Annotated in this window: 16 protein-coding genes and 1 pseudogene; 9 read left to right on the top strand and 8 right to left on the bottom strand. The window is 67.6% G+C overall.

Translation table 11 applies throughout. The annotated features are described in order from the left end of the window. The 5 genes from CHC08_RS34660 to CHC08_RS34640 form a co-directional block, all read left to right on the top strand. The coding region (locus tag CHC08_RS34660; RefSeq protein ID WP_143653458.1) for a metallophosphoesterase family protein at positions 1 to 2,139 on the top strand (2,139 nt) is incomplete at its 5' end. Positions 2,140 to 2,500: 361 nt separating this feature from the next. Further along, the gene (locus CHC08_RS34655; RefSeq protein WP_218825634.1) at positions 2,501 to 2,674 is read left to right on the top strand and encodes a chloramphenicol phosphotransferase CPT family protein; all 174 of its coding nucleotides are present in this window, start codon (positions 2,501 to 2,503) and stop codon (positions 2,672 to 2,674) included. A 234-nt stretch (positions 2,675 to 2,908) separates the two neighbouring features. Continuing rightward, positions 2,909 to 3,706, top strand: a complete 798-nt coding sequence (locus CHC08_RS34650) for a GNAT family N-acetyltransferase (RefSeq protein WP_089211603.1) — start codon at positions 2,909 to 2,911, stop codon at positions 3,704 to 3,706. A 223-nt stretch (positions 3,707 to 3,929) separates the two neighbouring features. After that, a complete protein-coding gene (infA, locus tag CHC08_RS34645) occupies positions 3,930 to 4,154 on the top strand; it encodes a translation initiation factor IF-1 (protein WP_089211602.1) in 225 nt (74 codons plus the stop codon). A 493-nt stretch (positions 4,155 to 4,647) separates the two neighbouring features. Continuing rightward, positions 4,648 to 5,424, top strand: coding sequence for an aldo/keto reductase (locus CHC08_RS34640; protein WP_218825633.1), 777 nt, complete (start codon positions 4,648 to 4,650; stop codon positions 5,422 to 5,424). Positions 5,425 to 5,634: 210 nt separating this feature from the next. Here CHC08_RS34640 and CHC08_RS34635 read toward each other — a convergent pair whose 3' ends face one another. The 5 genes from CHC08_RS34635 to CHC08_RS34615 all read right to left on the bottom strand — a co-directional run bounded on the left by CHC08_RS34635 (position 5,635) and on the right by CHC08_RS34615 (position 9,580). Then, on the bottom strand, positions 5,635 to 5,892 hold the full coding sequence (locus CHC08_RS34635) for a VOC family protein (RefSeq protein ID WP_143653459.1): 258 nt from the start codon (positions 5,890 to 5,892) through the stop codon (positions 5,635 to 5,637). Between the two features lie 110 nt (positions 5,893 to 6,002). After that, positions 6,003 to 7,319: a DJ-1/PfpI family protein gene (locus CHC08_RS34630; RefSeq protein ID WP_089211600.1), complete on the bottom strand. Its 1,317-nt coding sequence runs from the start codon at positions 7,317 to 7,319 to the stop codon at positions 6,003 to 6,005. Positions 7,320 to 7,326: 7 nt separating this feature from the next. Beyond that, positions 7,327 to 7,716, bottom strand: a complete 390-nt coding sequence (locus CHC08_RS34625; protein WP_089211599.1) for a hypothetical protein — start codon at positions 7,714 to 7,716, stop codon at positions 7,327 to 7,329. Positions 7,717 to 7,835: 119 nt separating this feature from the next. Beyond that, entirely contained in the window at positions 7,836 to 8,489 is a 654-nt protein-coding gene (locus CHC08_RS34620; protein WP_089211598.1) for a response regulator, read from the bottom strand. Further along, positions 8,486 to 9,580 (bottom strand): sensor histidine kinase, encoded by a 1,095-nt coding sequence (locus CHC08_RS34615; RefSeq protein WP_089211597.1) that lies wholly within the window; start codon positions 9,578 to 9,580, stop codon positions 8,486 to 8,488. Before CHC08_RS34615 ends, CHC08_RS34620 begins: the two co-directional genes overlap by 4 nt. Positions 9,581 to 9,635: 55 nt before the next feature. Here CHC08_RS34615 and CHC08_RS48705 point away from each other — a divergent pair, with 55 nt between their 5' ends. Beyond that, positions 9,636 to 10,064, top strand: a complete 429-nt coding sequence (locus CHC08_RS48705; RefSeq protein ID WP_143653456.1) for a hypothetical protein — start codon at positions 9,636 to 9,638, stop codon at positions 10,062 to 10,064. Here CHC08_RS48705 and CHC08_RS52565 read toward each other — a convergent pair. Next, positions 10,054 to 10,689, bottom strand: coding sequence for a TetR/AcrR family transcriptional regulator (locus CHC08_RS52565; protein WP_089211596.1), 636 nt, complete (start codon positions 10,687 to 10,689; stop codon positions 10,054 to 10,056). The two genes, CHC08_RS48705 and CHC08_RS52565, sit on opposite strands and share 11 nt — an antisense overlap. A gap of 349 nt (positions 10,690 to 11,038) precedes the next feature. On the opposite strand from CHC08_RS52565, the gene CHC08_RS34600 reads away from it, so the two are divergent. Beyond that, the gene (locus CHC08_RS34600) at positions 11,039 to 11,599 is read left to right on the top strand and encodes a hypothetical protein (protein ID WP_089211594.1); all 561 of its coding nucleotides are present in this window, start codon (positions 11,039 to 11,041) and stop codon (positions 11,597 to 11,599) included. Between the two features lie 371 nt (positions 11,600 to 11,970). Here the strand turns inward: CHC08_RS34600 and CHC08_RS34595 are convergent. After that, positions 11,971 to 13,613, bottom strand: a pseudogene (locus CHC08_RS34595) (ABC-F family ATP-binding cassette domain-containing protein). A gap of 697 nt (positions 13,614 to 14,310) precedes the next feature. Here CHC08_RS34595 and CHC08_RS34590 point away from each other — a divergent pair. After that, the gene (locus CHC08_RS34590) at positions 14,311 to 15,411 is read left to right on the top strand and encodes a threonine aldolase family protein (protein ID WP_089211593.1); all 1,101 of its coding nucleotides are present in this window, start codon (positions 14,311 to 14,313) and stop codon (positions 15,409 to 15,411) included. Positions 15,412 to 15,661: 250 nt separating this feature from the next. On the opposite strand, the gene CHC08_RS34585 is transcribed toward CHC08_RS34590, so the two are convergent. After that, complete coding sequence (locus CHC08_RS34585) at positions 15,662 to 15,979, bottom strand: DUF427 domain-containing protein (RefSeq protein ID WP_218825632.1); 318 nt, start codon at positions 15,977 to 15,979, stop codon at positions 15,662 to 15,664. 350 nt (positions 15,980 to 16,329) lie between these two features. On the opposite strand from CHC08_RS34585, the gene CHC08_RS34580 reads away from it, so the two are divergent. Continuing rightward, a complete protein-coding gene (locus CHC08_RS34580; RefSeq protein WP_089211591.1) occupies positions 16,330 to 16,938 on the top strand; it encodes a dihydrofolate reductase family protein in 609 nt (202 codons plus the stop codon). Positions 16,939 to 16,978 lie beyond the last annotated feature (40 nt).

Raw genomic sequence — 16,978 nt, 5'->3', positions numbered from 1 at the left:
AACGGCACGGTCACGGCCCCGGCCAAGATCGCCAAGCCGTACGGTGTGCTCAAGGTCGAAGCGCACGTGGGGCGTGAGGCCGGGCGCGAGCAGATCACCGTCCTGCACCCGCTCGACGGCCTGGAGCTGTCGTCGCAGCGCCTGTCGATCGCCGACGCGACGCCCGCCGCCGCGGCCACCGTCGCGGTGACCGGCCGCGACGACCAGGGCTACACCGCCCCGATCGACCCGCGAGACCTCGACCTGGACTACGACCACAACGTCGTCGACATCCAGTCCGTGGACGGCAAACTGAAGATCGTTCCGCTGGTCAACGCGAGCACGCTCCTGACCGTCTCGGTCGGCGACACGTCGGTGAAGCTCCCGATCACGATCGGTGTGCAGACCCAGACGTTGTATGACTTCAACGACGACGTGCTCGCCCGCTGGCGCAACAACAGCACCGCGGCCACCACACTCTCGGTGGACCCCGACGGCCTGCGGATCGACTTCAACGCGATGCGCAACGTCGGCATCGGAGCGGCGTCGGCGGCTCAGCGCATCCCGGTGCCCGGCCAGCCGCTGCGCCTGCGGGTGCGGCTCAAGTCGAGCATCAGCGTGCCTAACGGCCTGACCTACCTGCTCTACTACGACGCCAACGGCAAGAGCACCGGCATCTACGGCACCGCCCTGACCGCGAGCAACGACTGGCAGTACGCGACGTGGACACTGCCGGCCAACACGGCGTTCCCGATCACGATCAATAGCTTCCAGGGCATCAACACGAGCGTCGCCCAGCAGAAGGCGGGCACGTTCATCCTGGACCGCGTCGAGGCCGACGTCCCGACCTCGATCGAGTTGCCCGCCCAGCCCGCGCTGCGGGCCGACCCGCTGATCTCCAGCGACGGTTCGCTGCTGCAGAGCAACAAGACCTGGCAGTTCGCCACGCTGTCGGACGTGCAGTTCACCGCCGACAACCCGGCGCTGACCCAGGTCGCCACGGCCGCGATCAAGCGGATCCGCGCCACCAAGCCGGACCTGCTGGTGCTCAACGGCGACATCACCGACCGGGGCCTGCCACAAGACCTCACCCTGGCCCGTCAGGTGCTCACCGACGCCGGATGCGACCTCATCCCGGTCGGCCAGGAACCGGCAGCAAACAGCACCCCGGATGCGAAGGCCGGCTCGGTGCCGTGTTACTACGTGCCGGGCAACCACGAGTCCTACGGTCTGAACAACGTCCAGTCCGACCTGACGAACTTCACCAACGAGTTCGGCCGGCCCTATCGGACGTTCGATCACAAGGGCACCCGGTTCATCCTGCTGGCCAGCTCCCTGGGGTCGCTGCGCGGCACCGCGTGGGACCAGCTGCCGATGATGCAGCAGGCGCTCGCCGAGGCCCAGAAGGACACCTCGGTGCACAACGTCATGGTGTTCGCCCACCACCCGGTGGACGACCCCGCCGAGACCAAGTCCAGCCAGCTCGGCGACCGTGACGAGGTCGCGCTCATCGAGAACATGCTCACCGATTTCCGTGCGGCCACGAACAAGGGCGCGGCGATGGTCGGCTCCCACGCCCAGATCGCCGACGTCCACCGGGTGCAGGGGGTGCCGTACATGGTGTTGCCGTCTTCGGGCAAGGACCCGTACGGCACGCCGGATCGCGGTGGGTTCACCGGGTGGGTGGACTGGTCGGTCGATGCGCGGCAGAACGCGGATGAGCAGTGGATCGAGGCGAACGTGCGCGCGTTCGCGCAGTCCATCACGCTCGATGCCCCGGCCTCGCTGGAGGTGGGCACGGCGGCGCAGCTGTCGGGCAGCATCGTGCAGCCGCAGGGGGTGTCGGCGGGCACGCGGGTGGTGCCGCTGCGCTATCCGATGTCGGTGGACTGGGACGGCTCGTCCAATCTGGCGATCGGTAGCGGCAAGGACGCCGTGGAGGAGGCTCGCGACGCGGGCAAGGTCGCGATTCTTGACCCGCGGACCCGGACGCTCACCGCGCTGAACGCCGGTTCGGTGAGTGTGTCGGTGACGAACGACTCGATGCGCGCTTACACCGATGACAGCTCGCTCGCGCCGATCACGACCTCGAAGACCATCCAGGTCGTGCCGTCCACGGGCGACGGTCAGGACACGGCCCAGGTCAAGACCGGATCCTGAGCGACTTGCCCTGCGAGTAGCTCCAGTCGGTCCCCAAGTGGGCCGTACGACACCGTGAAACGCCGGGGTGGACGCCAGCCGCGTCCACCCCGGTGCCGTCGATACCGGCTGCACGTCGGTCCGAACGTTTGCCCATAGTGGATCGCGCCCCACGGGCCGGCGTCGTGGTCCCGACCAGTCGTGCTTCGGCCAGGCCGAGTTCGGGCGTTTGTTCGGTGCGCTGTCTGCGTGGAACTCCCACGAACACATGATCGCCTTGAGATCAACGGTGCTCGATGCGGCATGAGAGTGCGGCGCGGATGATCCATCAGTGCATCCTTTGAGAGTGGAACCTCGTCCCCATCCCCGCGGTCCCGGCCGGGTGATCTTCCTCAACGGTGCGTCCAGCTCGGGCAAGTCGGCGCTGGCCAAAGCGCTGCAACGCGCGCTTGAGGAGCCGTTTCTGCACGTGCGCCGAGTCCGTCCTGAAGGCCTGGCGCAAGAGGACCGCACCGCACGCCATACAGCCGAGACCACCCGCGAAATGAGCTTTTAGCTGCATCGCAGCAGATGAGCGCATTGGCGGCCCGCCGAGTTGGTCGACGGAAAAATGGGTGGACGGGACGACATTCGGGCTGATAGCGTCCCGCAGACCGTGACATCGCACTAGGAGGTGAGACCCATGAACGCTGTATCGATATGGGTGCTCCCCATCTTCTTCACGGTTGGGCGATTGACGTAGGTGTCGCCGGGAGCGCCTCGACAAGGCAATCCCGAAAGGCAACAACCTATGAATTCTGTGCATTTCACTTCGGGCATGGGCGAGCCTGCCGTAGTGATCACGCGGGTCGCGGGGAGGCAATGGCACGCCGTGGAGGACGACCGAGTGGTCGGCCGCGGCGACGCTTCGCGCAGGCCCGACGGACGGATTTTCCTCAGCGTCGACGCGTGGCACGGCGCGGTCTTTGACCAACTCGCCGATGCCATGCTGGCGGACCTACCGAAGCCGCTGTACACGGTGGTCGACGAGGCCGACCCCGACGTGACGTCCCATTGGGAGCGAGTCGGCTTCATGACCCGACGCCGCGAGTGGGAGTACCTCGTGCCCACCGACCCGAGGGTCACGGGACTCGGCTCGGTGCTACCGCCGTCGGACGTGACGATAGTGGCCGTCGGCGAGGCGGAGGAGGTCCCTCTGCGCACGTTGGACCGCGCGATTCGCGACGAGGTCGAGGCCGCCGTCGGATGGCAGGAGATGCTGGCTGAGGTGTTGCCCCGCCTGGACGGCGCTACCCTGCGGGACCCGTCGAAGTACGCGGTGGCAGCACAGTCCGATAGATACGTGGGATTGCTCCGGGTGGCGCCGGTGACCAGGCAGCCACGGATCGGGCTGATCGCTGTCCGGTCCGACCAGCACCGCCGCGGTATCGCTCGGGCGCTGCTCGCCCACGTGCTGGGTTCGCTGCACCGCGGCGGGATCGAAACGGCATCGGCCGAGGTGAACGAATCCAACGGGGCGGCCATGGCGCTGTTCGAGGGCGTCGGCGCCCGGCGTGCGAGCAGCAACCTGGAGTTGGTGCTCCGCTGACGCTCCACCGCGTCACCGCGCGAGGGGACCGGGCCCGAAGCACGCGCGGCACAGGCCGAGCCGAGCTGGTGAGCGAGCATCGGTTCCCGTAACGCGCGGGACGGCCGGTCGCGGCCGCCGTCCGCGACCGTCCGCGTCTGCCGAGGCGCCTCGATCACGGTTGCGTCAACGGAATTCGTTTCCTCACCGACCCCACAGTCACCGACCGGAGAAGGGCGAGAACATGGCAAGAACATCAGACGGCATCGAAGTCGAGGGCACCGTCATCGAGTGCCTGCGCAACGCCACCTTCAAGGTGGAGCTCCAGAACGGGCACAAGGTGCTGGCGCACATCAGCGGGAAGATACGGAAGAACTACATCAAGATCTTGCCGTATGACCGGGTGCTCGTGGAGCTCAGCCCGTACGACCTCACCCGCGGCCGGATCCTCTTCCGCTACAGGACGTAGCGGCGGGCGGAACGCGCCGGAATAGGAAAAGAAGTCTCCGATCTGGATCGGAGACATGCTCGATGCAGGAATCGGAATCGACGACTCGGCTCGATTCCTCGTCCGGCATCTCGGCCAGGTAGGCACGTCGCCGGCCTGGTGCGACGGCGGTATCGGCGACCGGCTCGAAGCCGGACGCCGATACCGCTGTCGTATCGCGTCTTTGACGCACCCTCATCGGCATGAGCGGACGTAGCGGCTCCCTCTCGGACCTACGGGCACGGACGATGAGGAGTCGATGCATGATCCTTAGGCCGGCCGTCAAGCATCAACTGGGACAGATACATCAAGCACCAGGTGGGATTAAATACCCGGAATCTACTGTCGATCTTGATGGAACCCGCCTCGGCTGGCGCGGCGGAGGGCCGCACCAGCAGCTCGACAGAGTGCCACGGCTGCCCGTGGCTGGGAGCGGCCGTCGATCGAGGCAGGGTGGTGGTGCAGAATGCTCCGCATGACTAAGACAGTGAACCTGCCTGACGGTACTGCGCTGCCGTTGATCGGTTTTGGGACCTGGCAGCTGCAGCCCAAGGCGGCGTACGAGTCGGTGCGTGCGGCGCTTGAGATCGGTTACCGGCATGTCGACACCGCGACCTTGTACCAGAACGAGTCCGACGTCGGCAGAGCCGTGAAGGACAGCGGCCTGGACCGGGAGCAGGTCTTCCTCACGACCAAGCTCCGCCCGCAGGACGCGCGGCACGCCCGCCGCACCCTGGAGTCGAGTCTCCAGCTGCTCGGCACCGACTACCTGGATCTCTGGCTGATCCACTGGCCGACGGACCAGGACGAGCTCGTCTCGACGTGGCAGGAGTTGTTGTCCGCCAAGGACGCCGGGCTGGTCCGCAACGTCGGGGTCAGCAACTACAGCCCGGAACTGATCGACCTGCTGACCAAGGCCACCGGACGGCAGCCGGCGGTCAACCAGATTCCGTGGAGCCCGGCGCAGCACGACCCGGCCCTGCTGGAGGAGCACCGTCGCCGAGGTGTGGTCGTTGAGGGCTACAGTGGCCTCAAGAACACCGACCTGAACGACCCGGTCCTCACCGGGATCGCCCAGAGGCACGGAGCCACTCCCGCCCAGGTCGTCCTGCGCTGGCATCTGGAACACGACATCGTGATCTTGCCCAGGTCCTCCCGCCGGGAACGCGTCGCCACCAACTTCGACCTGCAAGGCTTCGACCTCACAGCCGAAGACGTCGCCGCGATCGACGCCCTCACCCAGGTCGGCTGACCGAATACGGCGGGCGAACCCCGCGCGAAGACAATTCGCTGCGGGGCGCCCGCGGACAGGGCGGACGCCGGGGCCGGGTTGCGGTTGTTTGTGTAGATCGGGTGCCGGCGTGAACGTGGGCGGCTCACAGGGATGACCAGAGCCGACCCGTCGACCGACCGCTTAGCTTGCGGCATGTGTGTGCTCCGGAGCGTGGATGAAGCGGTGGGTTCAGCGGGATCGGTGGCAGATTGCCTCGACGTTGTTGCCGTCGGGGTCGCGTACGAAGGCGCCGTAGTAGTCCGGGTGGTACTCCGGCCGGACTCGCGGCTCATGCAGGACCTCCGCGCCGGCGCCGATGGCCGCGGCGAAGAAGGCGTCGACCAGCTGGCGGTCGGTTGCCGTGAAAGCGATGTGCGACTCGCGGAAGCCGTCGCCGGTCGACTGCCGGCCGATCCAGAACGTGGGGCGGTCAACGCCGTATCCGATGACCGGACCGAATTCCCGCCTCGGCCGAGAACACCATCAAGGTGCTGTACTCGCTGATCAAGGGCCGGTTCTGACGGCGGCTCCCTCGCGTCGCGAGGGAACCGCCGCGATCAGGCCCGGACGAGAGTGCCCACAGCGGTCCGAAGGCGAGGAAGGCAGATCACCGCGGCAATACCCAAAAGGATCAACAGGATGGGCAACGCCGTCTGCAGCCACGGCCACGCCGGGCCGTCCAGTCGCAGGCCGTCGGTCGGCAGTTCCATGGTCTCAGCGGTCCAGCGGGCGGTGGCCACATCCGTTGTCCGGGCCAGGTCCCGCACGGCGTCGTTGTAGGCGAAGTCCTGTCCGGAGTGGACGTACACCGGCTCCAGGCCGTCGGGGACCTGGCCCAGGCGAACGCCGGCTCCGGGCACGAGCAAGCGATCCAGGTCCGGGGCCGCGCCGGCGAGATCGGCGCGGGGCAGGAACGTCAGGCCATGCCGTGACCGGATCGGGCCGCCGTCCGCGCTCACGGCCAACGTCCGGTCTGCGAGCGACTTGTCGTGCGTTTCGAACACCGACGCCAGGTCGATTTCGCCGACGCCCGGCGTCAGCATCACGCCGACGGTCGGCGGCGCCCACGTCCAACCCGCGTTGACGATCGCGGCCGGGGCGGGCATGGCGATGCCGGTCACGACCGGCGGCGTGTTGCCGTAGTACCGCCAGCCCACGGCCTTGGCCGCGTTCGCCGCCGCCGTCGAACCGGCCAAGCGCTCGATCATGTGCAGGGTTCCGTCGATGCCGGACAACACGCCCGCGGTCGTGACGACGGTACCGCTGTCGACGAAACGCCTGCCGTGCACCCAGTTCACCGCGGGATAGTCCGACTCGAACGAGCCGATCCGCATCCAGTGCGCGGTCGCGGGCCGGCCGTCGAGCAGACCCGCCGAGGCGAGGACACCGGCGCCGTTGCACACGCTCAGCAACAGCGTGCCGCGGCTCACCTGATCACGCAGCCACGTCGTGACCGAACCGGTACTGGGCTCGCCGACGTCCGGCATCGCCGGGATGACCGCGAGCTTCGGCGCGGCACCGCCGGTGAGTCTGGCAAGATCCGCGAAGCTCAGATCCGGCACCAGGTCCAGGCCACCGGTCAACGGCAGCGGACGCCTTTGCGACGCGACGGTGTAGACGTTGAACCGGCCCGAGGCGACCAGGATCTCGTATGGGGCAAGGGCATCCGACACGACGGCCCCGTTGTCGCCGATCACCACGACCGCGGTCGGTTTGGCGGGGTCGAAAGCCAGGGAGGTGGCGGCGGGAATGGGCCGGTCCGGCCCGGGTGCGTACTGGGCGTCGAACGTGGCGAAGACGGAGATCGCCCCGCCCGCCACCGGAATCAGGAAAACCGCGATCACCGCGAGCGCGCGGCGCAGAAAGGTGCGCATCGAAACCTCAGTGCCAGTAGTGGTCGCGGCGCCACACCATGGCGGCCAGCATGAGCGGGAACATGATCACGTGCCCGGCCGTCATCAACCCCATGGCGGACAACGCCCCGAGCCAGAACGGCACCAGCAAGACGAGGAACGGTAAGTACATCGCGGCCGCCATCTCACCGATCCGCGCCCACGAATGCCTGTGCAAGACCATCGCCATGGTCATTCCGATGGTCATGTTGGTCGCCATGACGAGCGCGTCGACCTCCGGCCGCGCCAGCCAGGCGTCCGGCCACAGCGGCGCCAGCACGAACATCCCGGCGAGCATGGCGATCACCATCTCGACGTAGTGCCAGACGAACCGGCCCAGCTTGCGACTCGTGTTTCGGGTGGTTCCCACGGTCGTCATGACGTCCCCTCGGATTCGGCATCGACTGATACCGACAAGAGTCGCCGTCAGCCGCCGTCCTGCCATGTGCCGAAGGTCATGCCCGAGGTCATGAGGGGGTCATGACCCGGGGGAAACGGTCAGAGCAAACCGAGTGACCGTGCGCGTAATGCGGCTTGGGTGCGGTCGCGGGCGTTCAGTTTTGACAGGACATTGGTGACGTGGTTTTTCACGGTGCCCTCGGCCAGGTGAAGCGTTGCGGCGATTTCGCGGTTGCTGTGGCCGGTGGCGAGGAGGCGGAGGACTTCGAGTTCGCGGTCGGACAGCGGCACGACCAATGGCTGCGGTTCCGGGGCGCTGGTCGACGGCAGGCGGACGAACTGGGCGACCACCTTCGCGGCGACGGACGGCTGCAACACCGACTCGCCGCGGGCGGCGGCCAGAACGGCCTCGATCAGCTGAGCCGAGGAGACGTCCTTGAGCAGGTAGCCCAAAGCTCCAGCGCGAAGGGCGGCGAACACGTCCTCGTCGTCGTCGAACGTCGTCAGCGCGACGATGCCGATGCCGGGGTGGTCGGTACGCAAGCGGCGGGTCGCGGCGACGCCGTCCAGGACGGGCATGCGCAGATCCATCAGGACGACGTCCGGGGTGAGCTCGGCGGCCTGGCGGATCGCTTCGTCGCCGTTGCCTGCCTCGCCGACGACCTCGATGGCGTCGTGCGTGGCCAGGAGGGTGGCCAGGGCCTCGCGGAACAGAGCCTGGTCGTCGACCAACAGGACGCGGACCGGGCTCATCCGGGAACCTCCATGCTCAATGTGTAGCCCGACCCCGGTGCCGACTCGACGCTCAACCGTCCGCCCAGGTGCTCGGCGCGTTCCCGGAGCCCGACCAGGCCGAAACCGGACGCGGGCGTCGAAGCGGAGCCGGCGCCGTCGTCGCGGATGGCCAGCCGGACGGCGGTGTCAGCGTAGTTCAGGACCACGTCGGCGCGGGTTGCCTGGGCGTGCTTTCTGACGTTGGTCAGACCCTCTTGCGCCGTACGGAACAAGGCCTCGCGCGTCTCGTCAGGCAACGGTCGCTGCTCGCCGGATATCGCGACGCTGGTGGTCACGCCCGCGGCGGATGTCAGTTCGGCCAACGCCTGCAAGGCGTCGGGCAGGGGAGGGGTTTCGCGTGGTTCGCGCAATGTGCGGACCGAGCGGCGTACCTCGGCGAGTGCGACCTCGGCCTGGTCCTGGGCCTTGGCGAGTACCTCGTCGGCCTTGGCGGTGTCGGTCGGCAGGACCGCACGGGCGGCCTTGACCTGCATCTGGACGACGGTGAGCGAGTGCCCCAGTCCATCGTGGATGTCGCGTGCGACCCGGTTGCGTTCCTGCACGGTTGCGAGCCGCTCCGCCTGCGCGGCGTAGTCACGCAGCTGCTCGTGCGCCTCGGCCAGTTCGACACGGGCGCGTTGTTCGCGTTGCAGCAACTCCGTCACGATCGCGGCGAACACCGCGGCGAGAAGTATTCCAAGCCCTTCCCGCAGCCCTTCGCCCCACGACATGCCGAGGTGGACGAACGGGACCAGCCCGACCACGACCGCCGTCGCGGCGATCGGCAACCGTAGCAGCACGCACTGGCTGACCAGCACGACGAGCAGAAGCGTCGCGGCGACCCCTGCGTTCAGCGAGAACACGACGAACGCGATCGGCAGCTGCACGGCCACGTATCCGAGCGACCAGGCCAGCCGATTGCGTGCACGTACCCACGAGAAGCCGACGGTGACCAATGCGGTGAACACCGCGCCGAGCACAAGCGACGGCAGGGACTCTCCGGATGCGACGACCCCGATCAGCAGTGTGAGCAGCGCGCCGAAAGTCAGCGCGGCCAGAGCCCTGTTCATGCGCTCACTGTGGGCCGTCCGGCGGCGCACGGTCAACTCACGGTAGAGACGCGCCATGATCTCGCGGGTGTGGCTTGTCGCTGCCGTACTGCTGCTCGTCGGCGCGTGCAACGGGCCGCAGGAGCCGGGTGAGCTGGGCTCAGCGGCCGGGAAAGTGCCTGTGGTGCGCGGCGACGAGGTCTACCCGACGACCGCCGAGATCACCGGCTGGACGGTCACGGTGAATCCGCAGGTGCCCGACCGGGGCGCGGCCGTGCGCCTCACGTATCGGTTCTCGGGTTTCATCCCGGAGCGGATCCAACTGCCGGAATGCGCGACCGACGACCACCGCGTGGTTCTCCCCTGCGCCACCGTGCACGAGAGTCAAGCCAATCAAACGGCACGGGTACGTCAGGGCGAACCTCGACCTTCTCGGAAAGAGGATCCTTCTTCGACGCTGACGTCCCACGTCCCACGATCAGCGACAGAGCCGGTCAACGTATAGGTGCGTTGATGGCGTCTTCAGGCCCCGCCGGCCCGATGTCGTCGGTGGCGGCATAAACCTGCAGGAGCCTTTCGACTCCATGCAGGAAGGTCTCGCAGATCAGCGCCGGGTCGAACAGGCAGCCGGCGGCCATGGCGCCGTCGCGCATCATCACGAAGTGGCGGGCGGCGGGCTCGGCGCCTGCCTCCCGGATCTTGGCCAGCAGTTCCGTGACGGTTTCCAGGAACCATTGGCGGTGGGCGAGCACGGCCTTGCGCACCGGGGACTCGGGGTCGGGATACTCGGCGGCGGCGTTGAGGAAGGCGCATCCCCGGAAGCCGGGGGACTGGATGCCCTGGGCGATGGACTTGCTGAGGGCTCGGAGGGTGTCGGCGGCCGGGAGCCCGGCGGCGACGGCCTCGTCCGCCTGGCCCCGCATGGCCCGGTCGATCCCGTTCAGGTAGGCGAGGACAAGGTCTTCCTTGCCGGGGAAGTGCCGGTAGAGGGTGGCCCGCGTCACCTGTGCTTCCGTGACGATGCGATCGATGCCGACGGCGTGGAGGCCCTCCGCGTAGAAGAGCCGGGTGGCCGTGTCGAGCAGCCGGGATCGCGCTTCGGATGGCCGGCCTTCGGATTGGCTGCGCATGCCCTCATCTTAGCGAGTAGAACGTTCGGTCTTGACAGTCCGCACCGCAGATTGCCATGCTGTGTCGCGATAGAACGTTCGGTCTTGCGGGGGAGTTGTTCCAGTGGCTCGTGTATGCACGTACGCACCGCGCCACTGTCCATCGGTACGGCCGTGGTCGGCCTGTCGGCGGCGGATCCGGCGTCCGCGGCACGGAGGACCTCGGACTTTCCGTCCTTCGTGAAGCCGGCCCGGATTCCCATCGAGCATCTGCCGCGACCATGGCCGTCAGCAGCGCCCGTGCACCGGGAGTGCCTTCCCGGAACGAGCGAGGCGGTCTCCTCGTCACTCAAACTCTGAAAGGATCATCATGAGCACTATCGCTGCTTCGCCCAATATTTCCGGGACCGCGTCCGCACTGCGGCGGCTGTATTTCGTCCGGTTCGCGTTCGCCATCGTCTGGGCCCTCGTGATGTTCACGACCGCCTCGAAACTGGGTCCGGTCGCGGTCACTCTGCTCGTGCTCTACCCGCTGTTCGACGTGGCCGCCGCCGTCATCGACGCCCGCGCGTCGCGCACCACCGGATCACCCGCCCTGCTGTACGTGAACGTCGCGGTCAGTTTGATCACCGCCATCGGCGTGGCCATTGCCTGCGCGTCCGGTATCCCGGCGGTGCTGCGCGTGTGGGGCGCTTGGGCGGTCGTGGCCGGGCTGGTCCAGCTGATCGTGGGTGTCACCCGCCGCAAGATGGGCGGCCAGTGGCCGATGATCATCAGCGGTGGCATCTCCATGCTCGCCGGTGCGTCGTTCATCATTGGTGCCTCCGCGGACAACCCGACGCTGACCAACGCCGCCGGCTACGCCATCCCCGGTGGCATCTTCTTCCTCATCTCGGCCTTCCGTCTCGGCCGCGCCGCAAAGGGAAACTGACATGGACAGCACCACTGGCCTGGTGCGACAGCGGTATCGGCGACCGGTTCGAAGCCGGACGCTCGATACCGCTGTCGCATCGCGTCTTTGACGCACCTTCGTCGGCATGAGCGGACGTAGCGGCTCCCTCCTGGGCCTACGGGCGCGGACGATGAGGAGTCGATGCATGATCCCTAGATCGGCCGTCAAACATCAGATGGGATTAGCCGGCACCCATGGCACGTCCAGCGGGTCAGGGGGCTGGTCGCGCCCATCATGACTCGCCGTGCCACCGGGATAGGACGCCCCACGGCGTTACGGATGTGGTAGATCCCGACCCGGACAACGCCGGGTCGGGCCGCTTGACCCGGCGTACGGCCGGTCCCCACGGCTCAGAGTGTCAGCCGGCGGGTGATGCCGATCGAGTCCAGGAACGGCACATCGTGGCTCGCGACGATCAGCGCGCCCTCGTACGCCTCCAGCGCCGCGGTGAGCCGTCTTACGCTCGCCAGATCCAGATTGTTGGTCGGCTCGTCCAACAACAGCAACTGCGGCGCGGGCTCTGCCAGCAGCAGCGCCGCCAGCGAGGCGCGGAAGCGCTCCCCACCCGAGAGGGTGCCGGCCGGCCGGTCGGCGCTCGCCCCCCGGAAGAGGAAGCGCGCGAGCCGCGCACGGATCGCGTTGTTCGTCGCCCCGGGCGCGAAACGGGCCACATTCTCGACCACGCTCAGTGAGTCGTCCAGGACGTCGAGCCGCTGCGGCAGGAAACGCAGCGGGACATGGACCCACGCCTCGCCGGAGACCGGCTTCAGCTCTCCCGCGATCGTGCGCAGCAGGGTCGTCTTGCCCGAGCCATTGCTCCCGGTCAGGGCGATCCGCTCCGGACCGTGGACGGAGAACTCGCGACCGGCCTCCTGGGCGGTCCCCTCGCCGGGCTCGCCTCCGTTCTGTCCGTCGGCCCCGGCCCCGACCGAGGCTCCGTACCGCAGACGCAGGTCACGCAAGGTCAGGACCGCCCGGCCCGGGGGACCGTGGTCCGCGGCAGCTCGATCCTGATCTCGTCGTCGTCCCGTACGGCCTCCACCGCCTCGTCGAGGCGCTCCTTCGCCTCCGCGAGCTTCTCGGTGTGCAGGATCCGGTGCTTGCCCGCGGACTCCTGCGCGGCGCGCTTGCGCGCGTTCATGACGATCCGCGGCTCCCGTTTGGTGTCGTACATCTTCTGGCCGTACCGCGCCCGCCTGGCCAACTTGACCTGAGCGTCGGCCAGTTCCCGCTTCTGCCGGTGCACGTCGGCCTCGGCGACCCGCACCATCCGCTCGGCCGCCTCCTGCTCCTGGGCCAGCGCCTCCTCGTACGCGGAGTAGGTCCCGCCGTACCACCGCACATCGCCGTCCCGCAGATCCGCGATCTGGTCGACCCGCTCCAGCAGGGCGCGGTCGTGGCTCACCACGACCATCACACCCGACCAGGAGTCCACGGCCGCGTACAGCCGCTCCCTGGCAACCAGGTCGAGATTGTTGGTCGGTTCGTCCAGCAGCAGGATGTCGGGGCGTGCCAGCAGCAGCGCGGCGAACCGGAGCAGGACACACTCGCCGCCCGACATCTCGCCGATGGTGCGGTCGAGGCCGATGCGCCCGAGCCCGAGCTGGTCGAGGGTGGCGCGGGCCCGTTCCTCGACGTCCCAGTCATCGCCGACCGCGGTGAAGTGTGCCTCACTCGTGTCACCCGTCTCGATGGCGAGCAGCCCGGCCCGCGTGGCGGCGATGCCGAGGGCCTCGTCCACCCGCAGGCCGGTGTCGAAGACGACTGTCTGCGGGAGGTACCCGATGTCGCCGGCGGCTTTGACCGTGCCTGCGGAGGGGGTGAGTTCGCCGGCCAGCAGTCGCAACAGAGTTGATTTCCCTGAGCCGTTGAGTCCGATCAGGCCGGTTCTGCCCGGGCCGACGGCCAGCTGGAAACCGTCGAACACGGTTGTCCCGTCGGGCCAGGCGAAGGAGAGCGCCGAACAGGTGAGAAAAGTGGGGGCGTGAGACATACGTGCCTCCGGTCGCTGCGAAGAGAACAGGTCAACGGATGGAGACACCGCGAAGGGGAGAGAGTCCCGGTCGGGCGGACGGCTCGACGGCCGAGGTCGCACACGAGCACGCGGATAGCGACGAACAGACGCTACGCGGCACGGTGTCTCAGACCTCAGACGAACAACGTCCTACTCCGATCGACGACAACAAGGACTTCGCCACCATATGAACGGAGTGTGGGGGTGTCAACGCGATTACGCGGATGGGCGAGTGTCCTGGTCGACGCGTGCCTCGGACGTGGGTGACCAAGAGGGTCACGCCCGTTTCGCCGCCGCAGTCAACAAAATCGGAACTACTCGTCCAGGCGGTGACTGCGGACCTTCGCCCAGTTGGTTGATCACGCGCGATATTGGAGCGTCGGCGCTATTTCCGTTACAGGTTGTCGTGTCCCGGGACATGCTTGACACTTCAGTCCCACCAGATGCTTGACAGTCTCGACTGTTCCGAGCCAGGCGACGCTCACGCTCCGCGGCAATTGAGTGCGCGCTGCGTGCACCAGGGCACAGAAGTCTCCTCGCCGAGGTTGGCCCCGGCTCGCTCCTTCAAGCGCCGCGGCCTACACAGCACCTGTCGGCCGAGAGCCGTGCATAGGATGATCGCCTGCCTCCGGAGACCAATTGACCCGCTATTGCGCTGACATGCGATGATCTGCCGATGTCCCACAACACAAGGCAGCGTCGGCTTGCCGCTCTGCGGGCCTGCGACCGAATCCTTTCCGGCACCCGGCCCACGACCATGAGGGACCGGTTGGCGGACATGGACGCAGGCGGTGATCTGGATGGTCAGCCTGACTTCTACGGTGACGGTCCGGTGACCACGCTGGAAGAACGCGTGGCAGACCTACTGGGAACCGAGGCCGCCGTCTTCTTCCCCACCGGCACAATGGCCCAGCAGGTCGCGCTGCGCTATGGCGCTGACCGCAGCGGGCACCCGACGGTCGCTCTCCACCCGCTCGGCCACCTGGAGATGAACGAACGGCATGCCTACGCCCACCTGAGCGGCCTGCGCAGTACCTGGCCGACCACCGCGCCCCGCAACCCCACCGCCGACGAGATCACCGCGCTCGCCGAACCCGTGAGCACCGTCGTCATCGAACTCCCGCTGCGCGAAGCCGGCTTCGTCCTCCCCTCCTGGAGCGAACTCGCCGCCCTATCCGTCGCAGCGCGCGCCATCGGTGCACGCGTGCACTTCGACGGCGCCCGGATTTGGGAGTCCACCCCATACCTGGCGCACCCCCTCAGCGAGATCGCCGACCTCGCCGACAGCACCTACGTCTCGTTCTACAAGACGATCGGCGGCATCAGCGGTGCGGCGCTCGCGGGCACCACGCAGCTCGCCTCCTACGCCCGCATCTGGCGGCACCGCTACGGCGGCGAGGTGTTCCAGCAGTGGCCGGTCGCCCTGACCGCACTCGCCGGTCTCAACAGGGAACTGCCGCGCATCCCCGATTACGTGCGGCACGCGAGGACGGTCGCTGCGGCACTCACCGCGCTTCCCGGGGCGCGGGTGTATCCAGAACCTCCGCATACCCATCGATTCCGTCTCTGGCTGCCCCACCCGGCGCAAGCGCTCAACGACGCGGCGCTGGCACTCGCCGAAGAGGAGAAAGTGTGGTTCGTCGCCGGCTGGCAGGAAACAGACGTACCGGGCATGGCGATGACCGAGATCACCGTCGCCGCGCCCGCTCTCGAGTGGACCACCGAGGACATCACCGAGATCGGTGAACGCTTCCTCGGCCGCGCCGTCGGCCACTGACCTTCAGGTGCATGCCACCGCGGTGCTCGGCGAACTCGCGCATCTGCGCCGCGGCCAACACGTCGATCGCCTACCGGCGACCGCCGGCGGATCGGCCCCAATACTGACGCGCTCACCTCGGCACGACCGGGCGTTGGCTCGAGCCGCTTGCCGTGGCATTCCGTAGGTGCCATCCGCGGCAGAAGTGGATGTTCAGCGCCGTCAGGGTGGACGGTCTGTTGCGCGTGGCGGCGATCGCAACCCGCGACGATTACGCGGCCTGCCCGTTCACCTCGAGCGTGACGCCTGGCTTCTCGGCCCAGAAGGCGAGCAAACCGGCGATCTCCTCCACCCTCGAGAACGGCTCCGGGTAGGACCAGACCACGTCCTCGGCCACACCGTCACCGATCTGAACCGACCAGTAGGCGGCGTCGCCCTTGAACGGGCAGTGCGACGTCGTTGTCGATGATCTGAGCATGTCCATCTTCACGTCCGCCGACGGCAGGTAGTACCGCGGTGGACAGCCCGTTTCGGTGAGCACGATCGGCCGGGAGGAGGTCGCGACGACCACGTCCTTGACTCGCACCACGACCTGATCCGATACAGGCGTGACCTCGATTTCATGTCCTCGTGTGTTCATAGACCGATTCCATCAAACGTCCCCCGCGGCCGCCAGCGTAACGCTTCGCGGCATGAGCGGACGACGAGTCAGGGTCTCCGCTGCCCATCTGGTTCAAGAGCTTGTCCGCACTGGGCGTGCATGGGCAGGGGGAGCGCGGTCGCCCCGAACCCGTCGCGTTGCTGGATCGCTGACGACCGGCGTCTCGGAAAGTTCTTTAAAGAAATCCGGGAGAAGGTGTCGGATCGGGGCGGCGGTGTTCGTAGCAGGGGTGAGGCCGCCCACAAGGGGGGCGGCGCCAAGGCAAAGGAACCGCGATCATGAAGCTGACGACCATGACTCAGATCTCGATCGATGGAGTGATGCAGAACAACGGCGCCCCGACGGACGACCACCCGCGCGGGTTCGAGCGCGGCGGCTGGGCCCTGGGGAAGGGCGACGACGAGACCAGGACGCTCATCACGCAGACCTACCAGCGCGCAGAGGCGTTCCTGTTCGGCCGGCGTACCTACGAGTTGTTCGCCGGCTCCTGGGGATCAATCGACCAGATGCGCGCACATCCCATCGGCGTGGCCTTGAACGAGGCCCCCAAGTACGTTGCCTCGACCGCACTCACCGCGCCGCGTTGGGAGGACACGACCGTTCTCCGCGGTGACCTCGCGGCGGCCGTCAGTGAGCTGAAGGCCAAGCCCGGGGGTGAGCTGCAGGTGCACGGCAGTGGCGCCCTGACCCGGTGGCTGCTGGAGAACGATCTGGTCGACGAGATGACTCTGATCGTGATCCCGGTGATCGTCGGCCAGGGCGCGAGACTGTTCCCGGAGATCGGCCCGGATCTTGCGCTCGACCTGGTCGAGTCGCGGGTCGACTCGAAGGGTGTGACGATCCAGGTCTACCGGCCGGCCGGGCGCCCGCAGTATGCAACGGCCTGAAGTCCCTGACCACCGAACCACGCTGTCTTGACACCACAGG

Source organism: Streptosporangium subroseum (assembly GCF_900188345.1).
In the GTDB taxonomy this organism is placed as follows: Bacteria; Actinomycetota; Actinomycetes; order Streptosporangiales; family Streptosporangiaceae; genus Streptosporangium; species Streptosporangium subroseum.
Note: the sequence above shows the minus strand (reverse complement) of the source record. Positions and strands in the feature narration are given on the sequence as shown.